The organism is Streptomyces sp. S465 (assembly GCF_026898115.1).
GTDB lineage: Bacteria > Actinomycetota > Actinomycetes > Streptomycetales > Streptomycetaceae > Streptomyces > Streptomyces luomodiensis.
On record NZ_CP114036.1, the window covers coordinates 8,651,991 to 8,674,451 of the forward strand.

The window sequence follows — 22,461 nt, forward strand, 5'->3', positions numbered from 1 at the left end:
ATGAGCGACGACCACGTCTACCTGTCCCTGGCCGAGGAACACGCGGACGGCGACGCCCGCTGGGCCTTCGGGACCGGCTTCGAGGACCCGCTGCACGGGGTGAGCACCGCCGTTCCCGAGGGTGTCGACCGGGCGGAGCTGGCCGCGCTCTGTCTGGCACTCGGCGACGACGCCCTGGTCACGGCCCAGCGCCTGGCCGAGTGGACCACCCGCGCACCGGAGCTGGAGGAGGAGGTGGCGCTCGCCAACATCGGACTCGACCTGCTCGGCCAGGCCCGCCTGCTGTACGCCCGCTGCGGACAGGTCGACGGCACCGGACGCGGCGAGGACGCCTACGCGTACTTCCGCGACGCGGACGACTTCCGCAACGTCCGCCTGGCCGAACTCCCCAATGGCGACTTCGCGTTCTCCATCGCCCGGCTGCTGGTGTTCTCCAGCTGGCGGCTGGCCCACTTCGGACGGCTCACGGCCGCCTCCGACCCGGTGCTCGCCGCCGTCGCCGCCAAGGGCGTGAAGGAGCTGACGTACCACCGGCAGTACGCGGCGGAGTGGGCCGTCCGGCTCGGTGACGGCACCGCGGAATCCCACCGCAGGATGCGGGCCGCTCTGGCACACATGGCGCCGTACCTGGGCGAGCTGTTCGCCGCCCATGACGCCGAGACGGAGGTCCTCGCCGTGCTGCGGCAGGTCGGCGAGGCCACCGGGCTGCCCCTGCCGGACGCGCCGCCGGCCGCCGGCTGTGGACGCGAGGGCGACCACACCGGGCATCTGGCCCCGCTGCTGGCGGAACTCCAGAGCGTGGCCCGCGCCCACCCGGAGGCAGCGTGGTGACCATGCCGACCGTCCTCACCGACGCACGGCGCGCCCGGCACATCGCCGCGCGGGTGCCCGACCCCGAACTGCCCATGCTCACCCTCGCCGACCTCGGTGTGCTGCGCGAGGTGACGGTGACACCCGACGGCACGGTCATAGCCGACCTCACGCCGACCTACTCCGGCTGCCCGGCCATGTCCGAGATGCGCGCCCAGGTGGCCGCGCGGCTGAAGGACGCCGGCTACCGGCGGGTGGAGGTGCGCACGGTCCTCGACCCGCCGTGGACCACCGACTGGATCACCCCCGAGGGGCGCCGCAAGCTCGCCGAACACGGCATCGCGCCCCCCGGACCGGCGCCACGCCCGGCGCCCGGCCCGGTACCGCTGGTCCTGTCCGCCACCCGGCGCGTGGTGCCGTGCCCGCGCTGCGGCGCCACGGACACCGAGGAGACCTCCCGCTTCGGCGCCACCTCCTGCAAGGCGCTGTGGCGCTGCCGCGCCTGCCGCGAACCGTTCGAGTACGTCAAGGAGATCTGATGGAGGACCTGTTGGCCCCCGGCACCGAGGCCCCCGTCACGGTGCGGCGCACCCGCCGCCGCCCGGCCTTCCACCCACTGCGGGTGGCGGCGGTCGAGCGGCTGTGCGAGGACGCGGTCGCGGTGAGCTTCGACATACCCGACGAGCTGGCGGGGGAGTTCGCCTTCGCGCCCGGCCAGTCCCTCACGCTCCGGCGCCAGGTGGACGGACGGGACGAGCGGCGCTCGTACTCGATCTGTGCCCCGGCAGGCGCCCGGCCCCGGATCGGCGTCCGGGTGGTGCCCGGCGGGCTGTTCTCCTCCTGGCTGGTCCATGAGGTCGGGCCGGGTGACACCGTCGAGGTGATGGCCCCGGTCGGCGCCTTCACCCCCGATCTGACCGAGCCCGGCCACCATGTGCTCATCGCGGCCGGCTCGGGCATCACACCGATGCTCTCCATCGCCGAGTCCGTCCTGGCCGCCGACGACGACTCCCGGGTCACCCTCTTCTACGGCAACCGCCGCACCGACTCGGTGATGTTCGCCGACGAGCTGGCCGATGTGAAGGACCTCTACCCCGCCCGGTTCCAGCTCGCGCACGTGCTCTCCCGCGAACCGCGCGAGGCCGAGCTGCTGAGCGGCCGCCTGGACGCAGACCGGCTGGCTGCGCTCATCGACGGTCTGGTCGACGTCGCCGACGCCGACCACTGGTGGCTGTGCGGCCCGCACGGCATGGTCCGCGACGCCCAGCGGGTGCTGGCCGGACTGGGGGTCCCGGACGACCGGATCCACCAGGAGCTGTTCTTCGCCGGCGAGGAGCCGGTGGGAGCCGTGCGCCGGGAGGAGCCCCGGGCCGACGGACCGGTCAGCGAGGTCACCGTCGTCCTGGACGGGCGCTCCACCACATCCGCGCTCTCCCGCGAGGCCACCGTCCTGGACTCGGCCTCGCGTATCCGCCCCGACCTGCCCTTCGCCTGCAAGGGCGGCGTCTGCGGCACCTGTCGTGCCCGGGTCACCCAGGGCGAGGCCGATATGCGCCGCAACTACGCGCTGGAACCGGCCGAGGTCGCCGCGGGCTATGTGCTGACCTGCCAGACCTTCCCGGTCTCCGACACCCTGACCGTCGACTTCGACAGCTGAGGTCGCCGGGCCGGCCGAAGGGGGGCGCCTTGAGCCCATCCGGTCCTCGGTCCATCCGGCCCTCAGCCCATCCGGTCCTCGGCCGACAGATGCTCCACCGTCCTGCCGGTCGCGGTGAACGTCCGGGTCACCCGCCCCGACGAGTACACCCACAGGATGCGCAGCGGCCGGTCCCCGATGTTCCGGAACAGGTGGGGGACGGGGGAGGGGACGTAGGTGGTGTCGAACCGGGTCAGCTTCGTCACCTCGCCGTCGACCACGACCTCGGCCTCCCCGTCGAGGACCGTGACGTGCTCGTCGCAGTTGTGCGAGTGCAGCGGGGCGCCGGAGCCGACCGGATAGACGCTCATACCGCTGGTGATCCTGTTCTCGCCGCCTGCGGACGGCGTGGTGATCAGCGGGGTCGTCACCACGGCCCCGCCGCGGTCGAGGAGTGGGACGTCGGCGGCCTTGATGATGGTGGTCATCCGGGGTTCCCCCATCGTGTGTATCGGCGGGTTGCGACGACCGAGGTTAGAAGCCCGCCGCCGTCGGGGGATGCCGCCCGGCGCGCAGTTTTACCTTGCGTTCCCGGAGGGGTGGGAAGGGCGGTGTCGGGGGGTACGGTCGGCCACCGTCGCACGGTGCGACCGGACCGTGCCTGGATGCGAAGGCGGATTTCCGGCCATGAGGCTCCCCGTTCTCGGTGAAGACGACATGACCCCGCGCCAGAAGGAGCTGGCCGCCCGGATCGCGGGGCGGCGCGGTGCCGTACGCGGCCCGTTCCGGGTGTGGCTGCACAGCCCCGAGATGGCCGAACGGGCCGACTCACTCGGCGCGTTCGCCCGCTTCGACTGCTCCCTGCCCCGCCGTCTGCGGGAACTGGCGCTGCTGATGGCGGCCCGCACCTGGGACGCCCAGTACTCCTGGAACGCCCATGTGCACCAGGCGGTCGAGGCGGGCATCCCCCGGGCCGCCGTCGAGGCGATCGCCGAGAAGCGCGAGGCCCACTTCGAGGACGCCGCCGACGCCGCCTTCTACGCCTTCTGCCGGGAGGTGCTGGAGGACCATTTCGTCTCCGACGCGACCTTCGCCCGCGCCCTGGAGCACTTCGGCCCGCGCGGCCTGGTCGACACCATCGGCGCGCTCGGCAACTTCACCATGCTGAGTATGTGCCTCAACGCCTTCCAGGTGGATCTCCAGCCGGACACGGCACCCCCGTTCCCCGACATCCGCGGCTACCGGCGGGTGGCCGACGGCGGCGACCGGACGTGAGGCACACCGACGGCGGCCGAGAAGATCGTTGACCTTCTTGGCGGCAAGAAGGTTGACAAAGTCAGTAAGGTCCGCCTTACCTTGAGCGCCATTCGCACCACCGATCCGGAGGGGTCATGGACCGCCTGCTGCTCATGCACAGCTTCGTCACCGTCGCCCGGAACGGCAGCTTCAACGGGGCCGCCAAGAAGCTCGGTTCATCGGGCTCGCTGGTGTCGCGGCATGTGGCCGAACTGGAGCGGCAGGTGGGCGTCCGGCTCGTCCATCGCACGGCCCGTTCGGTGAGCCTGACCGAACAGGGCCTGCGCTATGCCGAGTTCTGCACCCGCATACTCGATGAAATAGCGGCGGAGGACGCCTCCATAGCCCAGCTCCACGACCGGGCCGAAGGGGCGCTCAGCATCATCTGCCCGAAATGGATCGGCAGTCTGGACCTGGGCGACGCCATCGCGGCCTTTTCCGCGGCCTATCCGAAGATCCAGGTGCGTTTCGAACTCGGCGGCATGTCCGACCGGACGTACGACTTTCTGGACAGCGGATTCGACGTGGCGTTCCACACCCGGGACCTCAGGGATTCCGGGGTGCGGCTGAAAAAGATCGCCTCGCTGCCTTTCGTGCTGTGCGCCGCGCCGGAATACCTGGAGCGGCACGGACAGCTCACCGGACCCAACGAGATCGCCGCCCACGACTGCCTCGTGCACGTCAACGATCCCTTGTGGCGGATCGGGCACGGCCCCTCGTCGACGCTGCACAAGATCCGCAACGTGGCCTTCTCGTCCAACTCCTACATCGCCCTGCAGAAGGCCGCCGTGCACGGCCGCGGCATCGGGCTGCTCCCGCAGCGCCCCGCCTACGACGACCTGCTCTCCGGCGCGCTGCGCGTGCTGCTGCCGGAGCTCGGCGTCCCCGACCGGCCGTTGTTCGCCATCTACGGACCGGGCCGGACCACCCCACGGAAGATCGCGGTGTTTCTCGGCTTCCTCACCGAATGGTTCTCCGAGAACCCCATTCCGAGAATCGTCACCGGCGGCTGAGCCAAACGGTCAGGTCCGGTGTGACGAAGCGCGCAAGCAAGGATTGCGGACCCTGCACGGCAGGGCCGTTGAGGCGGCCGGTCCGGCAAATCTACGATCGCCGGGGGAAAAGATCTGAAGTGAGGAATCGATGGGGATTCAGCGCATGGAGTCGGTCACCTACGGCATCGAGGTTCTCGAAGAAGCTGTGCGGTTCTTCGAGGATTTCGGCCTTTTCCTGGTGGAACGGACCGGCGAACACGCGGTGCTGGAGACACGCGCGGCGCAGACCGTCCACCTGGACACCGTGCCGGGCCCGCTGCTCCCGCCGCCCGTCGAACCCGGCCCGACCCTCCGCGAGATCGTCTGGGGTGTGGACACCGCCGCCGAACTCGACCGTCTGGTCGCGGAGGTCGGCACGGACCGCACGGTCCGCAGGAGCGCGGACGGCGTCCATCACACGGTCGACGAGACCGGCTTCGGCGTCGGGCTCACCCTCGCCCGGCCCCGCCCCCTGGACATCACCCCGCGCCCGTCCAACTCTTGTGGCAGCGTGGGCCGCTGGAACGCCCCGCTGGAGCTGGTCGGGCAGGTCCGGCCGCTGCGGATGTGCCACGTCGCCCTCAACATCCCCAAGGCCGGCCGGGAGCGGGCGGTCGCCTTCTACACCGACCGGCTCGGCTTCCGCCCCACCGACATCGTCGAACCCATGGGCGTCTTCCTTCAGGCACCCGGCGACGACGACCAGCACACGTTCCTGCTCTGCCACCGACCCGACAAGGCCGGGATCAACCACGTCGCGTTCGAGGTCCCGGGCGTCGACGACGTCATCGAGGGCGGCAACAACATGATCGACAAGGGCTGGCGCGAGGCCCGCAAGCTGGGCCGGCACACCATCGGCTCCAACATCTTCCGCTTCCTGCACGCCCCGTGCGGCGGGCGCGTGGAGTACGCCTGCGACATGGACCGGGTCGATGCCTCGTACCGGACCCGCCGGCACGCCACGGCTCCGCCGCACACGATCTGGTCCCTGCGCACCAACCGTGACGCCGAGGCGCCGTCCGCTCCCTGAGGGCGCGGGACCACATCGCGACGCGGCTCCGCCGCGCGGGCGCGACCCGCCACGACGGCGGCGTCACAGCCGCCAACGACACCTCGGCCGGCAACGGCGCCGAGGCCCCGCAGAAAGGGCACCGCCCCATGACCACCCGGACCGACCCCCGCGGCTACCCCGCCGTCCGCATGTACATCGGCGGCGCATGGCGCGAATCCGGCGCCCAGCACACCGCCCCCGTCGTCAACCCCGCCACCGAGGAGATCATCGGCACCGTCCCGCTCGCCACCCCGGCCGACCTCGACGACGCCCTCGAAGCGGCCCGGCGCGGCTTCCGGATCTGGCGCGACACCCCCGTCGCGCAGCGCACCGCGATCCTCCACCAGGCCGCCGACCTGCTCACCCGGCGTGCCGCGGAGATCGGCCGGGTGATGACCCTGGAGCAGGGCAAGCCGCTGACGGAGGCGACCGGCGAGGCGCGCCGCGTGGCCGACACGCTGCGCTGGCACGCCGACGACGCCCGCCGGGCGTACGGCCGCGTCATCCCGTCCGCCCCCGGCACCCTGCTGACCGTCCGCCGCGAGCCCATCGGCCCCGTCGCCGCGTTCGTGCCGTGGAACTTCCCGGCGGGCGGCCCCCTGAGGAAGATCTCCTCGGCGCTGAGCGCCGGCTGCTCGATCGTCCTCAAGGCGTCCGAGGAGACCCCCGCCACCGCCGCCGCCCTGGTGGGCTGCTTCGCCGACGCGGGACTCCCGGACGGCGTCCTCAACCTCGTCTTCGGCGAACCGGCCGAGGTCTCCGCCCATCTGATCGCCTCGCCGGTCATCCGCCTCATCGCGTTCACCGGCTCGGTACCGGTCGGCAAGCTGCTCGCCGCGGCCGCCGGGAACGTCATGAAGCCGTCCCTGATGGAGCTCGGCGGCCACGCCCCGGTCATCGTCTGCGCGGACGCCGACCCGGCGCGGGCCGCGCGCCGGGCCGCTCGGGCCAAGTTCGCCAACGCGGGCCAGGTGTGCACCTCGCCCAGCCGTTTCCTCGTCCACGAAAGCCGCTTGCAGGACTTCACCGCCGAGTTCGTGAAGGCGGCCGAGGCGGTCGTGGTCGGCGACGGCCTCGATGAGGGCACCACGATGGGGCCGCTGGCCAATGAGCGCCGGCTGACCGCCGTGGAGCGCCTGACCGCCGACGCGGTGCGGCGCGGCGCGACCGTGCGCACCGGCGGTCGGCGCCCCGACCGGGCCGGCTACTTCTTCGCGCCGACCGTCCTCACCGACGTACCCGAGGACGCGCTGATGATGAGCGAGGAGCCGTTCGGGCCGCTCGCGCCGATCGTGCCGTTCAGCGAACTGGACGAGGCGCTCGCGGTCGCCAACTCCCTTCCCTACGGGCTCGCCGCCTACGGCTTCACCGAATCCGCCGCCACCGCGGAGCGGCTCTCCGCGGAGCTCGAGGCCGGCATCCTCTCCATCAACCACTGCGGCGGCTCCGTCCACGAGGCGCCGTCCGGCGGCGTCAAGGAGAGCGGCTACGGCAGGGAAGGCGGCCCGGAGGCCCTCGACGCCTATCTCGTCACCAAGCGCGTCTCCCACCTGCTGGCGGGCTGAACCGCCATGCGATACGCGCGAGTGGAGGTCGGCGGGTGCGCCCGCTGGGGGCGCGTCGCCGGCGACACCGTGGAACTGCTCTCCGCCTCCCCGCTGGAGAGCCCGTCGCGGACCCCGGTCACGGGCGCCGTGCCGGTGGCCGGGGTCCGGTGGCTTCCCCCGGTGCTCCCGCCCGTCTTCTACGCCGTCGGCTTCAACTACCCCCGGCACATCGCCCACGCGGGCGCCGGGACACCCGGGCGCCCCGAGATCGGCTACCGCGCCAACAACGCGCTCACCGGCCACCGCTCGCCCATCCTCAAGCCCCGTGAGGTGACCGGCCGGTTCGAGGCCGAGCCGGAACTCGTCGCCGTCATCGGGACGACCCTGCGGCACGCCTCGTACGACCAGGCGCGTGCGGGGATCTTCGGCTGGACGATCGGCAACGATGTGAGCGCCCGCACCTGGCAGCACCAGGACCGCACCCTCTGGCGCGCCAAGAACAGCGACACCTTCAAGCCGATGGGCCCCTGGATCGAGACCGACGTCGACGCGCTCGCCCAGACCACCACGCTGCGGGTGGGCGGCGAGGTCCGCGCCGAGTTCCCCACCGGCGACATGGTCTTCGACCCGTACGACTACATCGTCGAGATGAGCCGGCGCCTCACCCTGCACCCCGGCGACGTGCTGTGGATGGGCGCGGAGTCCACCTGCCGGCTGGAGCCGGGGGACACCGTCGACGTCGAGATCAGCGGCATCGGCGTGCTCTCGAACCCCGTACGCCTGGAAGAGCCTCCCGAAAGGACCCACCCATGAGCAGGGAACCCCGCTACATCCACCACGTCAACTTCCCCACCACCGACCCCGACCGGACGGCCGAGTGGTACGCGAAGGTCTTCGGGATGAAGCGCATCCGGCCCAAGTCCAACACCCGCGTGGTGCTGATGACCCGGGGCACCTTCGACCTGCACTTCACCCCGGTGGAGGAGATGGAGCGCATGGCGCCCTATCACTTCGCCATCGAGGTCGACGACTGGGACGAGTTCCTGGACCACCTGAAGGAGCTGGGCATCCGGCACACCCGCCCGATCCAGCGCCCCGAGAACCAGTCGACGTTCTGCTACATCCACGACCCCGACCACACCATGATCGAACTCGTCCACCACACCAAGCGCCCCAACTGAGCCGCAGCGCTGAGGAGTTGTTCCCATGCCCTACGCCGACTCCGACGACGGCACACCCATCTACTACGAGCGCCACGGCAGCGGCCCGGCCATCCTCTTCGTCCACGGCTCCGGCGGCCACCACGCCGCCTGGTGGCAGCAGGTCGCCGCGCTGCGCGATGAGTTCACCGTGCTCACCCTCGACCTGCGCGGCTTCGGCAAGTCCGGCACCCCTTCGCGTCCGCGCTCCTCGCCGCCCGGGTTCGACGGGCAGGACTTCCCCGGTGATGTCGTCGCCGTCCTCGACGAGGCGGACCTCCGCGACGCGATGCTGGTCGGCCAGTCCATCGGCTCGGTCGCCGCCCTGCGCGCCGCACTCGCCCGCCCCGAACGCGTCTCCTCCGTGGTCCTCGGCCACTCGCTCGGCGGCATCAGCCACCCCGAGCTGACGGAGCTCGCCGCCGCCGACCGCGCCGAGGCCGTCCAACTGCCCGTGCTCGACCGGCTGCTGACCCAGCGGTTCCAGACCGAGCGCGCCGACCTCACCTTCCTGTTCCAGCAGATGGGCACGTTCAACGTGGCCACGATGCGGGACCTGCGCAACCTCGACACCAACGGCCCCTCGCTCGACGACATCGCCCGGTCCGGTCTCCGCGTCGCCTTCCTGGCGGGCGAGCGGGACGCGGTGCTCAGCGTCAAGACCGTCACCCGCGCCCATGAACTCCTCCCCGGCTCCCACCTGGAGATCGTCCCCGGCGCCCCGCACTCCCTGTACTGGGAGGCGCCCGCCACGTACAACGCGGCCCTCGCCCGGCTGCGCCGCACCCTCACCGCACCGAAGGACACCGTATGACCGCCCTCACCCTCGACGCCGCAGAGGAGATCATCGCCGCCGCGCACCGGCGCGCCCAGGACATCGGCAAGGCGGTCAGCGTCGCCGTCGTCGACGCGGGCGGGTTCGTCGTCGCCGTACGGCGCCCGGACGGCGCCCGGCCGCTCACACCGGACATCGCCCGCGCCAAGGCCTACACCGCGGCCGTCATGCAGCGCCCCGGCGCGATGCTGAAGACGTGGCAGGAGAGCCAGCCCGTCTTCTTCTCCCAGCTCTCCCAGCTCCCCGGCGCGGCCATGCCGATCATGGCGACCGAGGGCAGCGTCACCATCAAGAAGGACGGCGAGGTCATCGGTGGCCTCGGCATCGCCGGCGGCACCGCCGACGAGGACCAGGCCATCGCTGAGGACGTGCTGGCGGCCCTCGGCTACCAGCTGGAGTTCGCGGCGTGGGGCGTGTCCGGCCGGCCCGCCGCGCCCTCCGGAAAGGATGCGTGACCCATGGCGGACACCTTCAACTACCGCATCGACCACCACGGCAGTCTGGTCCGGCCGGCGGGACTGGACCGCGGCGACCCCGACTCCCTGGACGCGGCGATCGTGGAGGCGGTCGCGTACCAGCGCACGCTGCGCTCCACGGTCGTCACCGACGGCGGCTACCCGTACGAGGACTTCCGCGGTGTCGTCCTCGACGGCGTCAGCGGGGTGCGCCGCACCGGTGCGACCGGCGCCGACGGGCTCGCGGTCTGGGTGGCCGAGGCCCTGCCGAAGGCCGACGGCCCCCTGGCCGCGGACCGGGCCAGACGCCTCACCGAGCTGACCGTCATCGCGCCCAAGGTGACCCTGCCCGCCCCCTCCTACCTCGCCGCCACCCTCTACGACCCGGCGGCCCGGGGGCCGGCCTCCGCACGGGAGCTGGGCGAGGCGTTCGCCGAGATCATCCGGGCGGAGATCGCGCGCCTGGTCGACACCGGGGTCCGCCTGATCCAGCTCGACAACCCGCTGCTGCTCGCGGCGACGGGCCCGGAGGAGACACCGGTCGGCGCCCTCTCCTTCGCCGACGCGCTCGCCGTCGACGCGCCCGCCGTGCGCCTCGACACCCGGCCCGAGGGCGTCCGCATCGGCGTCTTCCCCGGCGCGGTGGCCCCGGCCGCGGTGGACCGGGCCAAGGCCGAGCGGCTGTACACGCAGGTGCCCGCGGACCGCTGGGTCCTGCCGCTGCTGCACGCCTCCGCCGCGGAACTCGACCTGGTACGCGCCCTGCCCGAGGACCGCGACGTGTGCTTCGGCGTGGTCGACGCGGCCACCTCCGGACCGGCGGACATCGACCCGGTCCTGGACCGGCTGGACGCGGCGGGCGAGCTGAAGGACCTGGAGGACGCGGCGGTCGCGCCCTCCCGTGGCTTCGCCGACATCGCCGACCGGCCGCTGCTCACCGCCGAGGACCAGCGCCGCAGAATCGTCCTGGTCGAGACGGTGGCCCGGTACATCTGGGGCAACGAGTTCTGACCGGGACGCGCCGAGGGCCGGGAAGCGCCACGAGACGCTTCCCGGCCCCCGGCGCCGTACCTACAGAACCTCGGCGAACGTCACCTCCCGCTCGGTCAGCAACGGCCGCACCACCCCCACGATCAACTCCTGGAAGTGGTCCGCGGCCGCGTGCGCGTCGAACCCCGCCCGGTCCTCGTACACCTCGTACAACACGAAGCCGCCCGGGTGTCCGGCCTCCGCGTGTACCTCGTACGCCACGTTCGCGGGCTCCCGGCGGGTGCGCTCCCGCATCGTCAGCAGGGCCTCCCGCACGGTCGCCGCATCGGCGGCGGCACAGCGGTAGTGGGCGAAGACGGCGTAGGCCATGGCCTGGGACTCCCTCACGACACCTGACGGCAACTCACGACACCTGACGAGCACCTGACGACAACCATGAACGTGCACTTCAGCGAGTCCGTCGATTCCAGCACAGATCATCGCGGCGGCGGGCCCGCACGCCGCGCAAGCAATGACTGCTTCCCCGGATCTGCCCGCGGGCGCCGTGTGTGGTGTGTCGTACCTCCGGTTCCAGACACCGGCATCCGGTGCCGACACCGGCGAAAGAAGTGATCTTGATGCGTTCCGTGGAAACCCTGGTGGGCGGGGAGTGGGTGGCCTCCGGCGAGTGGATCGACGTCCAGAACCCGGCCGATCTGCGCACGCCCGCCTTCCGCGTCCCCGCGCTCACCCCCGACGACGTGACCGGCGCCTACGACCACGCCCAGCGCGCCTTCGCCACCTGGCGGCGCACCAGCCCCCTGGAGCGCGCCACCATCCTCACCACGGCGGCCGGACTGCTGCGCGAGCGCGCCGACACGATCGCCGAGGACATCGCCACGGAGAACGGCAAGACCCGCGCCGAGGCCCGCGGCGAGACCCTCAAGGCCGCCGACTTCCTGGAGTACTACGGTCTGCTCGTCGGCCGCGGCGGCTACGGCACGCTCCTGAGCGACATCCGCCCCGACACCCGCACCAGCGCCCAGCGCGAGCCGCTCGGCGTCGTACTGGCGATCACGCCGTGGAACGACCCGCTGATCACCCCGGCCCGCAAGCTCGCCCCCGCCCTCGCCGCGGGCAACACCGCGGTCCTCAAGCCCGCGACCGAGACCCCGGTGTCGGGCCTGCACCTGGCGCGGGCGCTGCACGGCGCGGGCCTGCCCGCCGGTGTCCTGGGCGTCGTCACCGGGCATACGCCGCGGATCGGCGAGGCCCTGCTCGGTGACGAGCGCATCGCCGCCGTCACCTTCACCGGCTCCAACGCGGTCGGCGACCGGCTGCGCACCGCCTTCGCCGCCCGCAACATCCGCTTCCAGGGCGAACTGGGCGGCAAGAACGCCTCCGCCGTGCTCGCCGACGCGGACCTGCCGAAGGCCGCGAGGACCGTCGTCGCCGCCGCCTTCGGCCAGGCCGGCCAGCGCTGCACCGCCACCAGCCGCGTCATCGTCGAGCGCTCCGCCTACGAGGAGTTCACCCGGCTGCTGCTCGCCGAGGTCGCCGGGCTGCGGCTCGGGGCCCCGCTCGCGGAGGGGACGGGCATGGGCCCCCTGTCGAGCGCCCGTCAGCGGGACGGCGTGGTCGCCCATATCGAGGGCGCCGTCGCGCAGGGCGCCACGGTGCTCGCGGGCGGTGACGTACCGGCCGAGGGCGACCTGGCCCACGGCTGCTACGTCGCTCCGACCGTCCTCGCGGACGTGACGGCCGATATGGCCATCTGGCGGGAGGAGGTCTTCGGGCCCGTGATCGCGCTGCGCGCCGTCGACTCGTTCGACGAGGCCGTCGCGGCCGTCAACGACTCGGACTTCGGCCTCGCGGCAGCGGTGTTCACCAGGGACCTGGGCGCCGCCCACCGCTTCGCCGACGAGGCCGAGTGCGGTCAGATCGCGGTGAACCTGACCACCCCGGGCTGGGACGTCCACCACCCCTTCGGCGGCTTCCACGACTCCGGCTCGCCCTTCAAGGAGCAGGGCACCGAGGCCCTCCACTTCTACACCCGCGTCAAGACGGTCGCGATCCACTTCGGCGCGTAGGGCACCGGACCGCCAGACACCCGACCGCCAGACACCCGACTGCCAGAAAGGAGGCGGACGTTGGCTGACGAGACGATCGGCGTGGTGGGCGCGGGCATCGTGGGCCTCGCCACCGCCCGGGAGATCGCGCTGCGCCGGCCCGGCACCCGTGTCGTGGTCTTCGACAAGGAGCGGGAGGTCTCGCTCCACCAGACCGGCCACAACTCCGGGGTGGTGCACGCGGGCATCTACTACCCGCCCGGCAGCCTCAAGGCGCGGCTGACCGTACGCGGCGTGGCCCTGCTGCGCGCGTACTGCCAGGACCGCGACCTGCCGTACCGCGAGATCGGCAAGCTGGTGATGGCCGTGCGCGAGGACGAGCTCGGCCGCCTGCACGACCTCTACCGGCGGGCCAAGGACCATCACGTGCCCGAGCTGCGGAAGGTCTCCCGGGAGGAGATCAGGGAGATCGAGCCGCACGCCGGCGGTCTCGCGGCCCTGCACTCCCCGCGCACCGCCATCACCGACTACCCGGCGATCGCCCGGGAGTTCGCCAAGGACGTCGCCGCGTCCGGGGGAGAGGTGCGGCTCGGCTTCCGGGTGACGGGCCTGGCCCGTGTGGCCGGCGGCATCGAGGTCGCCTCGCGGCGGGAGCGGGTGCGCGTGCACCGGCTGGTCCTGTGCGCGGGCCTGCACTCGGACACCGTCGCCAAGCTCGCCCACGACCGGCGGGAACCGAAGATCGTCCCCTTCCGGGGCGAGTACATGCTGCTGCGGCCGGAGAAGACGGACCTGGTGCGCGGGCTCCTCTACCCGGTGCCCGACCCCCGCTACCCGTTCCTCGGTGTGCACTTCACCCCTCGCGTCGACGGCACCGTGGAGGTCGGGCCCAACGCGGTCCTGGCCCTGGCCAGAGAGGGCTACCGGCGCGGCCGGGTCTCCCCGCGCGACCTGTTCGGCCTGGCCGCCTACCCCGGCGCCTGGCGGATGGCCGCACAGCACTGGCGCACCGGCGTCAGGGAGTACCGCGGCTCGTTCTCCGCGGCGGTCTTCATGAAGGACGCCAGGCTGTACGTGCCCGGCGTCGGTGTCCGGGACGTGGTGCGCGGCGGCGCCGGGGTACGCGCTCAGGCGCTCGACCGCGACGGCACCCTCGTCGACGACTTCCGCATCCATCGGATGGGCCGGATCACGGCCGTACGCAACGCGCCCTCGCCGGCCGCGACGGCGTCGCTCGCGATCGCCGAGCACATCGTCGACACCGTCTTCGACGCGGGCTGAATCCCCTGCTGACAGCGGCTTTTCGCGCAAGAACAGGTTGCGCGTCCAGCTCTCCGCAAGGCCCCGCGGCCCGCCTAACGTCGATCCCGCACCACCTCCCGATACCACCTCCCCGCACCACCTTCCCCGCAGTACATCCTCCGCGCAGGACGTCGAGAGAGAGAAGCAACGGCATGTTCGTCGTCGACACCCAGATCCACATCTGGAAGGAAGAGACCCCGGACCGCCCCTGGGTCCCCGGTGCGCGTGAGCGCATCCGCCTCAACGGCCACCGCGAGGACCCCTTCTCGTACCAGGAGGCCCTGGAGCTGATGGACGAGGCGGGCGTCAACCGGGCGCTGATCCTCCCGCCGTCCTGGGAGGGCAACCGCATCGACTACGCCCTGGAGGCCTGCGAGGCCCACCCCGACCGCTTCGGGATCATGGCCCGTATTCCGCAGAACAAGCCCGAAGAGGGCAAGGCCATGCTGGCGGACTTCGCGCGGAACCCGCATGTGAAGGGCGTCCGCCTCACCTTCCACCGCCCGATCGACCGCAACTGGATGATCGACGGCACCAACGACTGGTACTGGCCGGTCGCCGAGGAGCTGGACATCCCGACGATGGTCCACGCCCCCATCTGGAAGCGCGAGCTGGGCGAGATCGCCGCCCGCCACCCCGGACTGAAGATCATCATCGACCACATGGGCATCATGGCCCGCTGCGTCGACGACGCGATCGGCTACTGGGTCCAGGAGACCGCCGACCTGCACGAGCACCCCAACATCTACGTCAAGGTCTCGGCCCTCCCCGGCTACTCCACCCAGCCCTTCCCGAACAACAACATCGAGAAGTACGTGCGCGAGATGGTCGACACGATGGGCGCTCGGCGCTGCTTCTACGGCACCGACATCACACGCCTGCTCGGCCACGGCATCACCTACACCGACACCATCGAGCAGTTCACCAAGCACTGGGACTTCACCCCCGAAGAACTCGAATGGATCATGGGCCGGGGCATCGCCGAGGTCCTGAACTGGCCGGTCGAGGGCTGAGGACACACCAGAGATGACGGACACCCCCAGCACTCCGGGCGTCGACGGCGGTGACGCCGTCGTCTCCGCCTTCAACGCCGTCGGCGCCGACTACCTCTTCTGCTCCTCGGGGTCCGAATGGGCCCCGGTGTGGGAGTCGCTCGCCCGCCACCACCGTGACCGGATCCCCGCGCCGCGGTACCTGGACCTCACCCACGAGACCGTCGCCGCGGGCATGGCCACCGGCTACGGACTGCTCACCCGCCGCCCGCAGGGCGTTCTCCTGCACGCGGCGCCGGGCCTGCTCCAGGGCTCCATGGCCGTCCACGGGGCGCTGCTGGCCGGCGTCCCGATGGTGGTCGCCTCGTCCGAGTCCACGACGTACGGCGACGGGCCCGGCCAGGACCCGGGCGGGCAGTGGTACCGCAACCTGTCCGTCGTGGGCGGCCCGCACGGCGTCGCCCAGCCGTTCACCAAGTGGGCCAACGAGGCCGCCGACGTGCACACCCTGCCCACCATGATCACGCGGGCGGCGGAGCTGGCCTGGCGGGCGCCCGCCGGACCGGTGTACCTCGACATCCCGCTGGAAATCCTCCTGGAGGACTGGGACGGGCGCGAGGCCAAGCCGATCGTCCGGCCCGGCTCCACGCACAGCTCGCCCGAGGAGGTCGAGCCGGTCGCGCGGATGATCCGCGAGGCGAGGAACCCGGTGGTCGTCACCGAGACGGCCGGGCGCGAAGCGGGTGGCTACGAGGCCCTCGTCGCGTTCGCCGAGGCGTGGCAGATCCCGGTGGTCGAACCGGACTCGGCGGTGTGCGCCAACTTCCCGCGCAGCCACCCGCTGCACGCGGGCTCGGACCTCGGCCCGTGGATGGCCGAGGCCGACCTGATCCTCCTGGTCAACTGCCGCGCCCCGTTCTACCCGCCCAGCCGCCGGCCCGTGAAGGCGCAGGTGGTGGTCATCGACCAGGTGCCGCAGCGACCGCATATCGCCTACCAAGTGCTCCACGCCGACCGGTACTTGGAGGGAAACACCGCCAACACCCTGCGTCAGCTGGCCAAGCGGGCCGAGGACCTCGACGGCGCCGCGGTAGCGGCCCGGCGCGCGGCACAGGAGGAGCGGCACGCCGCGGAACAGACCGCGATCGCGCGGGCGGAGGCGAAGGCCGCCGAGACCGGCGAGGGCATCGACCCGGTGCTCGTCGCCGCCACCCTGCGGGGGCTCCTCGCCGGGCGCGACGCCGTCGTCGTCGACGAGACCATCACCCACAGCCGCGTCGTCAAACGCCATCTGCGCACGTCCGCCCCGGACTCCTACTTCTATGTGCAAGGCGGCCTCGGTCAGGGCATGGCGGTCGCGCTCGGCGTCAAACTCGCCGCCCGGGACCGCCCGGTGGTCCTCACCATCGGCGACGGCGCCTTCACCTACAACCCGGTGATCCCGTCCTACGACGCGGCCAACGCGTACGGCCTGCCGCTGCTGATCGTGGTGTTCAACAACCGCGGTTACCGGTCGATGAACCTCAACCACCGCAGGTTCTACCCCGACGGCGCGGCCGCCGGGACCGGCGAGTGGCTCGGCACCGACCTGCACCGGCTGCCCCGGCTCGCCCCGTTCGCCGAGCCGTTCGGCATGCACACCGAGACCGTCGACACCACGGACGCGCTCGCGCCCGCGCTGGAGCGCGCCCTCAAGGCCGTGGCCGAGGGCACCACCGCCGTCGTCGACGTCCTCGTCACCCGCTGACCCAGGAGGCATCCGCCACCATGACCGCCACCCCGAGCCCCAAGCCGGGCCCAGTCCGCGTCCGAGCCGAGGATCTGCGCACCTTCTCCGCCGCCCTCCTCGAGAAGGGCGGCCTGGGCCCCGAGCAGGCCCGCACCACCGCCGATGTGTTCGTCTGGGCCGCGCTGCGCGGCGTCGACTCCCACGGCGTCGCCCGCGTCCCCGCCTACCTGGAGCTGCTCGCCAAGGGCGTCGCCAACGCCCAGGCCGACATCACGGTGGAGTCCACCGCACCGGCCGCCGCCGTCCTCGACGCCGACCGCGCCCCCGGTCCGGTGGCGCTGTGCGCCGCGGCCGACGAGGCCGTACGCCGGGCCAGGAACACCGGCATCGCCTCCGTGGGCGTCCGGCGCACCGTCCACACCGGCGCGATCGGCTACTACGTGTCGAGGATCGCCGAAGGGGGCCTGGTCGGCATCGGTTTCGTCGCCGGCATGCCCAACATGGGCTACCCCGGGGCCCGCGGCCCCGCCGTGGCCACCAGCCCGCTCGCCATCGCCGTACCGGCCCGCGAGCGGGCGCCGCTGCTGCTGGACATGGCCACCGCCACCATCGCCCTCGGCAAGATCCGCCAGGCCAGGGCGAACGGCACCCCGCTGCCCGAGGGAGCGGCCGCCACCGAGGACGGGACACCGACCACCGACCCGGAGAAGGCGGCCATGCCACTGCCGCTGGGCGGCGCCAAGGGGGCCGGTATGTCGCTGGCCTTCGAGCTGCTGACCAGTGTGCTGGTCGGCGCGCCGATCTTCGCCGCGTTCCACTCGGACGCCCCCGAGGGCCGTAAGCACCGGCAGAACGCCCTGCTCATCGCCGTCGACCCGGCGGCCTTCGGCGACCCGGACGGCTTCACCGCGGCGGTCGACGACACGCTGGACACCCTGAAGGCCCTGCCGGTCGCGGACGGCGCCGACGGTGTGTTCTACCCCGGTGAGCGCAGCGCCTCGGTGCTCGCCGAGCGCGGCGAGCAGGGCGTGCCCGTGGCGCCGAAGGCGTGGCGCGAGCTGACGCGGCAGGCCGAGCGGCTGGGCATAGCGCTGCCGGAGGCCATGAGCTAGCCGTCAGCCGGGGGGAGGGGGCTGCCGGGCGGGCGCGGCCACCCGCGTGCACCCGCCCGGACCGTCCCTGGGGCCGCCTGCCATGACCGGTCTGCCTGGGCTGCCGTGGCCGCCCAGGCAGACCGGTCATGCCTTCGTCACCGCCCGGGACACCGCCCGGGACACCGCCCGGGACACTGCCTTCGGACGGCCGCCCAGCCGTCACCGTCGTTCACCTTAGTTTGCGGGTCCCAGGGCATCTCCGAAGGGGTTCGGCCGGTATACGGTCCAAGCGGTTTCCCTGACCATATGTGGCTTACGTCAATGGAGATTCGAGCCGAACACGCAGCGAACGGTCCGGTCCGGACCGTGGAATCGACATGACCGAGCCGGTGTGGTCAGCCCCGCGGCAGACCATGCACACCCGTCGGCCTGGAATCGACGGGCCGTCAGCCGCCGTCTCCGCGCCCCCCTTACGTCACCGTTGCGAGGTGTCATGTCGGCCATCAGTCCCGCTACACCCTCCTCCGCGCCGCCACCGTCCGGGTCCCGGCACATCACGGCCACCATCGTGCTGGCCTGCATGGGCGTGTTCGTCTCCTATCTGCCGGTCGTCGGTGTCTCCGTCGCCCTGCCGGTCATGCAACAGGCGCTCGACGCCTCCACCACCGGACTCCAATGGATCACCGACGCCTTCATCCTGCCGACCGCGGCGCTGCTGCTGACCTGCGGCATGGTCGGCGACCTGTACGGACGCAAGAAGACCTGGCTCGCCGGTCTGGCCCTGTTCTGTCTCGGCTGCCTGGTGTGCCTGACCGCGGACGGCGTCGTGCAGGTCTGCGTGGGCCAGGCGTTCACCGGCGTGGGCACCGCCGCCCTGCTCCCCACCACGCTCGCCCTGATCAGCCACGTGTGTCCGGACCACCACAAGCGCGCCAGAGCGATAGCCCTGTGGACGGCCTCCCTCGGTCTCGGACTGACCCTCGGTCCGCTGTTCAACGGTGTGATCGTGGAGCATGTGAGCTGGCGGTGGATCTTCCTGCCCGCCCTGGTCATCGGTCTGGTCACGGTCGTGGTCGGGGCCTTCGTCCTCACGGAGTCCCGTGCCCAGCGGGAACGCCACCTGGACATCCCCGGGCAACTCCTGGCCATCGTCGCCATCACGGGTCTGGTGTACGGCGTCATCGAGGGCGGCGGCGCCGGCTGGGATGCGGCCGAGGTCGTGATCGCGTTCCTGGTGGCCGCCGTCGGTCTGCTGGCCTTCGTCCTGGTGGAACTCCGCTCGCCCTGCCCGATGCTGGACATGCGGCTGTTCACGTCCTCGGCGTTCTCCGGCGCCGCGCTCGTGATGGCGCTCACCCTGTTCGCCCAGGTCGGCCTCGTCTTCGCGCTGAGTGAGTACTTCGGGCTCGTCCACCACGCCTCCACCTGGGACATCGGTGTGCGCCTGGTCGCCATCAACGGCTTCACCGTCGTGCTGGGGCCCCTGGTCGGCCGCCTGATGACCCGGACCTCGCCCGGTCTGCTGCTGGTCACCGGCCTCGTGGTCGGTGGCATTGGGGCGCTGTGCGTGAACCTCTTCCACGCCTCCACCGGCACCGGCGAAGCCGCCTTGGTCATCGCGGTGCTGGGCGTCGGCATCGCGCTGGCCATCGCGCCGATCACCACCATCGCGGTGAACAGCCTGCCGCACCGGCTGGCGGGAACGGCCGGCGCCGCCAACAGCGCCCTGCGCCAGATCGGCAGCGCCCTCGGTCCCGCCGTCTTCGGGGTGATCCTCACCAACCGCACCCTGGACACCCTGCCCGGACATCTCGCCCGGTCCGGTCTGAGCGCCGCCGACCAGGGGCAGGTGGACGGGCTGGTGTCGCATGTCGGCATCCAGGCCGGCGCGTTCCTGCACCTGAAGACGCCCGAGGCCACCGGCCGGGCCCAGGCCGCCTACGGCGCGAGCTTCACCGACGCGCTGCACACGTGCGCCCTCGTCGGCGGCATCGGCATGCTGGTGGCCGCGGTGGTCGCCCTCGTCCTGATCGGCGTGCGCACCCGGTCCGCGCAACGCACCGGCGGGGCGGCCGAGGCGATGACGCACCCCGCCGGAGCCACCGGGCCGGTCGCGGCCGGCGAGGTGAGCTGAGCTCGCCGGCCGGTGCGGGGTGGTGGTTCCCGGCCCTCCTATCCACCCCAGGTGACCTGGATTTTCGTACGCCCGGAGGCAACGCCACCCCTGCCCCGGGTATGATCCGCGGCCCCCTACACTGTCTGCAATCCCCGCGTTGATCGGAGCACCACATGCGTCGCCTTGCCCTTGCCCTTCTGGCCTGTACCACCCTCACACTCGCCGGGTGTGCGCAGGACTTCGACCGGGGTCCTGACGGGGTGGTCACCGACAAGGTCAAGGACGGGAAGAAGTTCTACCTGGTCGTCGATCCGACCAAGGGGGGCGAGGAGAAGAAGTTCCGGGTCAGCAAGTACGACTACCACGACTGCAACCGGGGCTCGAAGTACCCCAAGTGCGTGGACGACTGAGCCTGAGGGCCTGAGCGTCAGCACCGCGGGCATCGGCCGGCCGCCGATGCCCGCGAAGGCGAACTGCCCCCGCCCCGGCGCACGAGGTGGTGTCGTGCGCCGGGGCAGGGCGCGGCGCCGTGGATCACTCCCGGAGGCCGTGGATCACTCCCAGATGGAGTCGACCCACTCGGGGTGGTCGATGAACGGGTTCCGGTTGTGCTGGAAGCTGTCGTAGATGACCTGGTTGCGGTTCTTCTCGAAGTCGTCCGGCGGGTCCTCGTCGTTCCACTGCTTCAGTACCGACAGGCGGCCGATGTTGGGGGCGGAGCCGTTGTCGACCTTGTCGTTGGGCTCGAGGTCGGCGAAGCCGTCGTCTCCCTCGTAGCGGACGGCCATGTAGAGGATCATCCGGGCGACATCGCCCTTGACCTGGTCACGGGGTTCGAAGGAGTCGTCGTCGGTGCGGTTGCCGGCGGCGTCGGGCACGTCCTCGCCGCCGTTGTCGAAGTCCTTGTTGCCGCGGATGCTGTTCACCGTGACATTGGCCGGACGCAGGTGGTGCAGGTCGGTGCCGGGCCCGGTGGCGGTGCCGAAGTCGCCGTGCGACTTCGCCCAGACGTGTTCGCGGTTCCAGTCGTCGGCGTTGCCGCCGTTCTCGTCCTTGGACTGGGAGCGGCCGGAGTAGAGGAGTATGACGTTCGACGGGTTGTCCGGGTCCTCGTCCGTGGCCTTCAGAGCGTCCCAGACCTCGCTGTAGGACACTTTGGTCTGCTCGCTGATGATCGTGTGCAGCGCGGCCTTCAGCTCCTGGCCGCTCTTGCCCAGCGCGTCCTGGTAGTAGGTGTCGTCCAGTACCCGTACGGCCGTGGGCCGGTGGTTGTCCGATGCGACCGGGGCGACCGGTGTGTCGGCGGCGGCGACCGAGGGGACGGCGATACCGGCCGCGGCCACTACGGCCAGCAGGGAGATGCGCCGTGACCGGCGCGGGCGATGAGTGGACATGATGTGGGGGGTGTCCTCTCCGAGACGAGTGCCCGGACCGCCAACGGGGCGTCATGGGCACGTATGTTCAAGGGGTAAGCCCTGGGAGACTCCCACGCATGACGCCCGAACATGTGTCCATGCTGTGCTCGTTCGGCGTGAATCCGGTGAACACCCGGTGGTCGCCCCTGCGTGTGCTGCCCTCCGCCGTGCCGGAGGAGACGTGCCGGCGGTGGCGGAGTGCTGGCAATATCGGCGTATGGCTGAACAGATCATCGCCGCGTGTGACGGGGCATCGAAGGGAAATCCCGGGCCCGCGGCCTGGGCGTGGGTCATCGGCGGCACCGATGGAGCGGTGGAGCGCTGGGAGGCCGGGCCGCTGGGCACCGCGACCAACAATGTGGCCGAACTCACCGCGTTGGAGCGGCTGTTGGAGTCCACCGACGCGGTCGTGCCGCTACAGGTGCGGATGGACTCCCAGTATGCGATGAAGGCGGTCACCACATGGCTGCCCGGATGGCGGAAGAAGGGGTGGAAGACCGCATCGGGTTCGCCGGTGGCCAACCGCGAGCTGGTGATGCGTATCGATGAGCTCTTGGGCGGCCGCACGGTGGAATTCGTCTATGTGCCGGCCCACCAGATCGACGGTGATCCGTTCAACGCGGCCGCCGACCGGGCGGCCAGCCACACGGCCCGCACACAGCAGCCCGCGGGCTCCTCGCTCGGCTCCGCCCTGCCACCCCCCGAGGACCGGACGGCGACGCGCCCGGCAGGCCGCGGTGGCGCGGCGCGCCCGCGCACGACGACGGCCCAGCGGGGGAGGGGCGCCCGCTCGAAGGGGTCCGTCAAGGCGAAGTTCCCCGGCCGGTGCCGCTGCGGCACGCCCTATGCCAAGGGTGAAACGATCATGAAGAACGCCGACGGCTGGGGCCACCCGTCCTGCGCCACCTGAGA

The 22,461-nt window shown here is 71.8% G+C and carries 23 protein-coding genes; 20 read left to right on the forward strand and 3 right to left on the reverse strand.

Translation table 11 applies throughout. The features are described from left to right. From paaC to paaE, 3 genes are read left to right on the forward strand one after another with little or no spacing between them, the layout of a single operon-like run. Nucleotides 1-831, forward strand: a complete 831-nt coding sequence (paaC, locus tag N6H00_RS36450) for a 1,2-phenylacetyl-CoA epoxidase subunit PaaC (protein WP_268976137.1) — start codon at nt 1-3, stop codon at nt 829-831. 2 nt (nt 832-833) lie between these two features. After that, a complete protein-coding gene (gene paaD, locus N6H00_RS36455) occupies nt 834-1,349 on the forward strand; it encodes a 1,2-phenylacetyl-CoA epoxidase subunit PaaD (protein WP_268976138.1) in 516 nt (171 codons plus the stop codon). Further along, a complete protein-coding gene (paaE, locus tag N6H00_RS36460; RefSeq protein ID WP_268976139.1) occupies nt 1,349-2,467 on the forward strand; it encodes a 1,2-phenylacetyl-CoA epoxidase subunit PaaE in 1,119 nt (372 codons plus the stop codon). The genes paaD and paaE overlap by 1 nt, the downstream gene beginning before the upstream one ends. Before the next feature lie 62 nt (nt 2,468-2,529). Here the strand turns inward: paaE and N6H00_RS36465 are convergent, their stop codons facing one another. Next, entirely contained in the window at nt 2,530-2,934 is a 405-nt protein-coding gene (locus N6H00_RS36465) for a cupin domain-containing protein (protein WP_268976140.1), read from the reverse strand. Between the two features lie 229 nt (nt 2,935-3,163). Between N6H00_RS36465 and N6H00_RS36470 the strand changes: the two genes are divergently transcribed. From N6H00_RS36470 to N6H00_RS36510, 9 genes are all read left to right on the forward strand, one after another. Continuing rightward, nucleotides 3,164-3,721 (forward strand): carboxymuconolactone decarboxylase family protein, encoded by a 558-nt coding sequence (locus N6H00_RS36470; RefSeq protein ID WP_268976141.1) that lies wholly within the window; start codon nt 3,164-3,166, stop codon nt 3,719-3,721. 116 nt (nt 3,722-3,837) lie between these two features. Next, entirely contained in the window at nt 3,838-4,755 is a 918-nt protein-coding gene (locus N6H00_RS36475; RefSeq protein ID WP_268976142.1) for a LysR family transcriptional regulator, read from the forward strand. 130 nt (nt 4,756-4,885) lie between these two features. Next, nucleotides 4,886-5,806: a VOC family protein gene (locus N6H00_RS36480; RefSeq protein ID WP_268976143.1), complete on the forward strand. Its 921-nt coding sequence runs from the start codon at nt 4,886-4,888 to the stop codon at nt 5,804-5,806. Between the two features lie 128 nt (nt 5,807-5,934). Further along, complete coding sequence (locus N6H00_RS36485; RefSeq protein WP_268976144.1) at nt 5,935-7,392, forward strand: NAD-dependent succinate-semialdehyde dehydrogenase; 1,458 nt, start codon at nt 5,935-5,937, stop codon at nt 7,390-7,392. Nucleotides 7,393-7,398: 6 nt separating this feature from the next. Then, entirely contained in the window at nt 7,399-8,187 is a 789-nt protein-coding gene (locus N6H00_RS36490; RefSeq protein ID WP_268976145.1) for a fumarylacetoacetate hydrolase family protein, read from the forward strand. Next, nucleotides 8,184-8,555 carry a VOC family protein gene (locus tag N6H00_RS36495; RefSeq protein WP_268976146.1) on the forward strand — a complete coding sequence of 124 codons (372 nt, stop codon included), beginning with the start codon at nt 8,184-8,186 and terminating at the stop codon, nt 8,553-8,555. Before N6H00_RS36490 ends, N6H00_RS36495 begins: the two co-directional genes overlap by 4 nt. A 25-nt stretch (nt 8,556-8,580) precedes the next feature. Continuing rightward, the gene (locus tag N6H00_RS36500; RefSeq protein ID WP_268976147.1) at nt 8,581-9,387 is read left to right on the forward strand and encodes an alpha/beta fold hydrolase; all 807 of its coding nucleotides are present in this window, start codon (nt 8,581-8,583) and stop codon (nt 9,385-9,387) included. Next, a complete protein-coding gene (locus N6H00_RS36505; RefSeq protein WP_268976148.1) occupies nt 9,384-9,863 on the forward strand; it encodes a GlcG/HbpS family heme-binding protein in 480 nt (159 codons plus the stop codon). The genes N6H00_RS36500 and N6H00_RS36505 overlap by 4 nt, the downstream gene beginning before the upstream one ends. Before the next feature lie 3 nt (nt 9,864-9,866). Further along, nucleotides 9,867-10,874 (forward strand): methionine synthase II (cobalamin-independent)-like protein, encoded by a 1,008-nt coding sequence (locus N6H00_RS36510; protein ID WP_268976149.1) that lies wholly within the window; start codon nt 9,867-9,869, stop codon nt 10,872-10,874. Nucleotides 10,875-10,934: 60 nt separating this feature from the next. Here the strand turns inward: N6H00_RS36510 and N6H00_RS36515 are convergent, their stop codons facing one another. Next, entirely contained in the window at nt 10,935-11,240 is a 306-nt protein-coding gene (locus tag N6H00_RS36515; protein ID WP_268976150.1) for a putative quinol monooxygenase, read from the reverse strand. A gap of 230 nt (nt 11,241-11,470) precedes the next feature. Between N6H00_RS36515 and N6H00_RS36520 the strand changes: the two genes are divergently transcribed. From N6H00_RS36520 to N6H00_RS36550, 7 genes are all read left to right on the forward strand, one after another. Then, nucleotides 11,471-12,922, forward strand: a complete 1,452-nt coding sequence (locus tag N6H00_RS36520; protein WP_268976152.1) for an aldehyde dehydrogenase family protein — start codon at nt 11,471-11,473, stop codon at nt 12,920-12,922. 60 nt (nt 12,923-12,982) lie between these two features. Next, complete coding sequence (lhgO, locus tag N6H00_RS36525; protein WP_268976153.1) at nt 12,983-14,182, forward strand: L-2-hydroxyglutarate oxidase; 1,200 nt, start codon at nt 12,983-12,985, stop codon at nt 14,180-14,182. Nucleotides 14,183-14,355: 173 nt separating this feature from the next. After that, nucleotides 14,356-15,216, forward strand: coding sequence for an amidohydrolase family protein (locus N6H00_RS36530; RefSeq protein WP_268976155.1), 861 nt, complete (start codon nt 14,356-14,358; stop codon nt 15,214-15,216). 13 nt (nt 15,217-15,229) lie between these two features. Further along, a complete protein-coding gene (locus tag N6H00_RS36535) occupies nt 15,230-16,942 on the forward strand; it encodes a thiamine pyrophosphate-dependent enzyme (RefSeq protein WP_268976156.1) in 1,713 nt (570 codons plus the stop codon). 20 nt (nt 16,943-16,962) lie between these two features. Continuing rightward, a complete protein-coding gene (locus N6H00_RS36540; RefSeq protein ID WP_268976157.1) occupies nt 16,963-18,036 on the forward strand; it encodes an Ldh family oxidoreductase in 1,074 nt (357 codons plus the stop codon). A gap of 475 nt (nt 18,037-18,511) precedes the next feature. After that, nucleotides 18,512-20,152, forward strand: coding sequence for an MFS transporter (locus N6H00_RS36545; RefSeq protein WP_268976158.1), 1,641 nt, complete (start codon nt 18,512-18,514; stop codon nt 20,150-20,152). A 155-nt stretch (nt 20,153-20,307) separates the two neighbouring features. Beyond that, nucleotides 20,308-20,544: a hypothetical protein gene (locus N6H00_RS36550; protein ID WP_268976159.1), complete on the forward strand. Its 237-nt coding sequence runs from the start codon at nt 20,308-20,310 to the stop codon at nt 20,542-20,544. Nucleotides 20,545-20,688: 144 nt separating this feature from the next. Here the strand turns inward: N6H00_RS36550 and N6H00_RS36555 are convergent, their stop codons facing one another. After that, nucleotides 20,689-21,528, reverse strand: coding sequence for an endonuclease I family protein (locus tag N6H00_RS36555; RefSeq protein WP_268976160.1), 840 nt, complete (start codon nt 21,526-21,528; stop codon nt 20,689-20,691). 238 nt (nt 21,529-21,766) lie between these two features. On the opposite strand from N6H00_RS36555, the gene N6H00_RS36560 reads away from it, so the two are divergent. Then, entirely contained in the window at nt 21,767-22,459 is a 693-nt protein-coding gene (locus N6H00_RS36560; RefSeq protein ID WP_268976161.1) for a ribonuclease H family protein, read from the forward strand. Nucleotides 22,460-22,461: the final 2 nt, after the last annotated feature.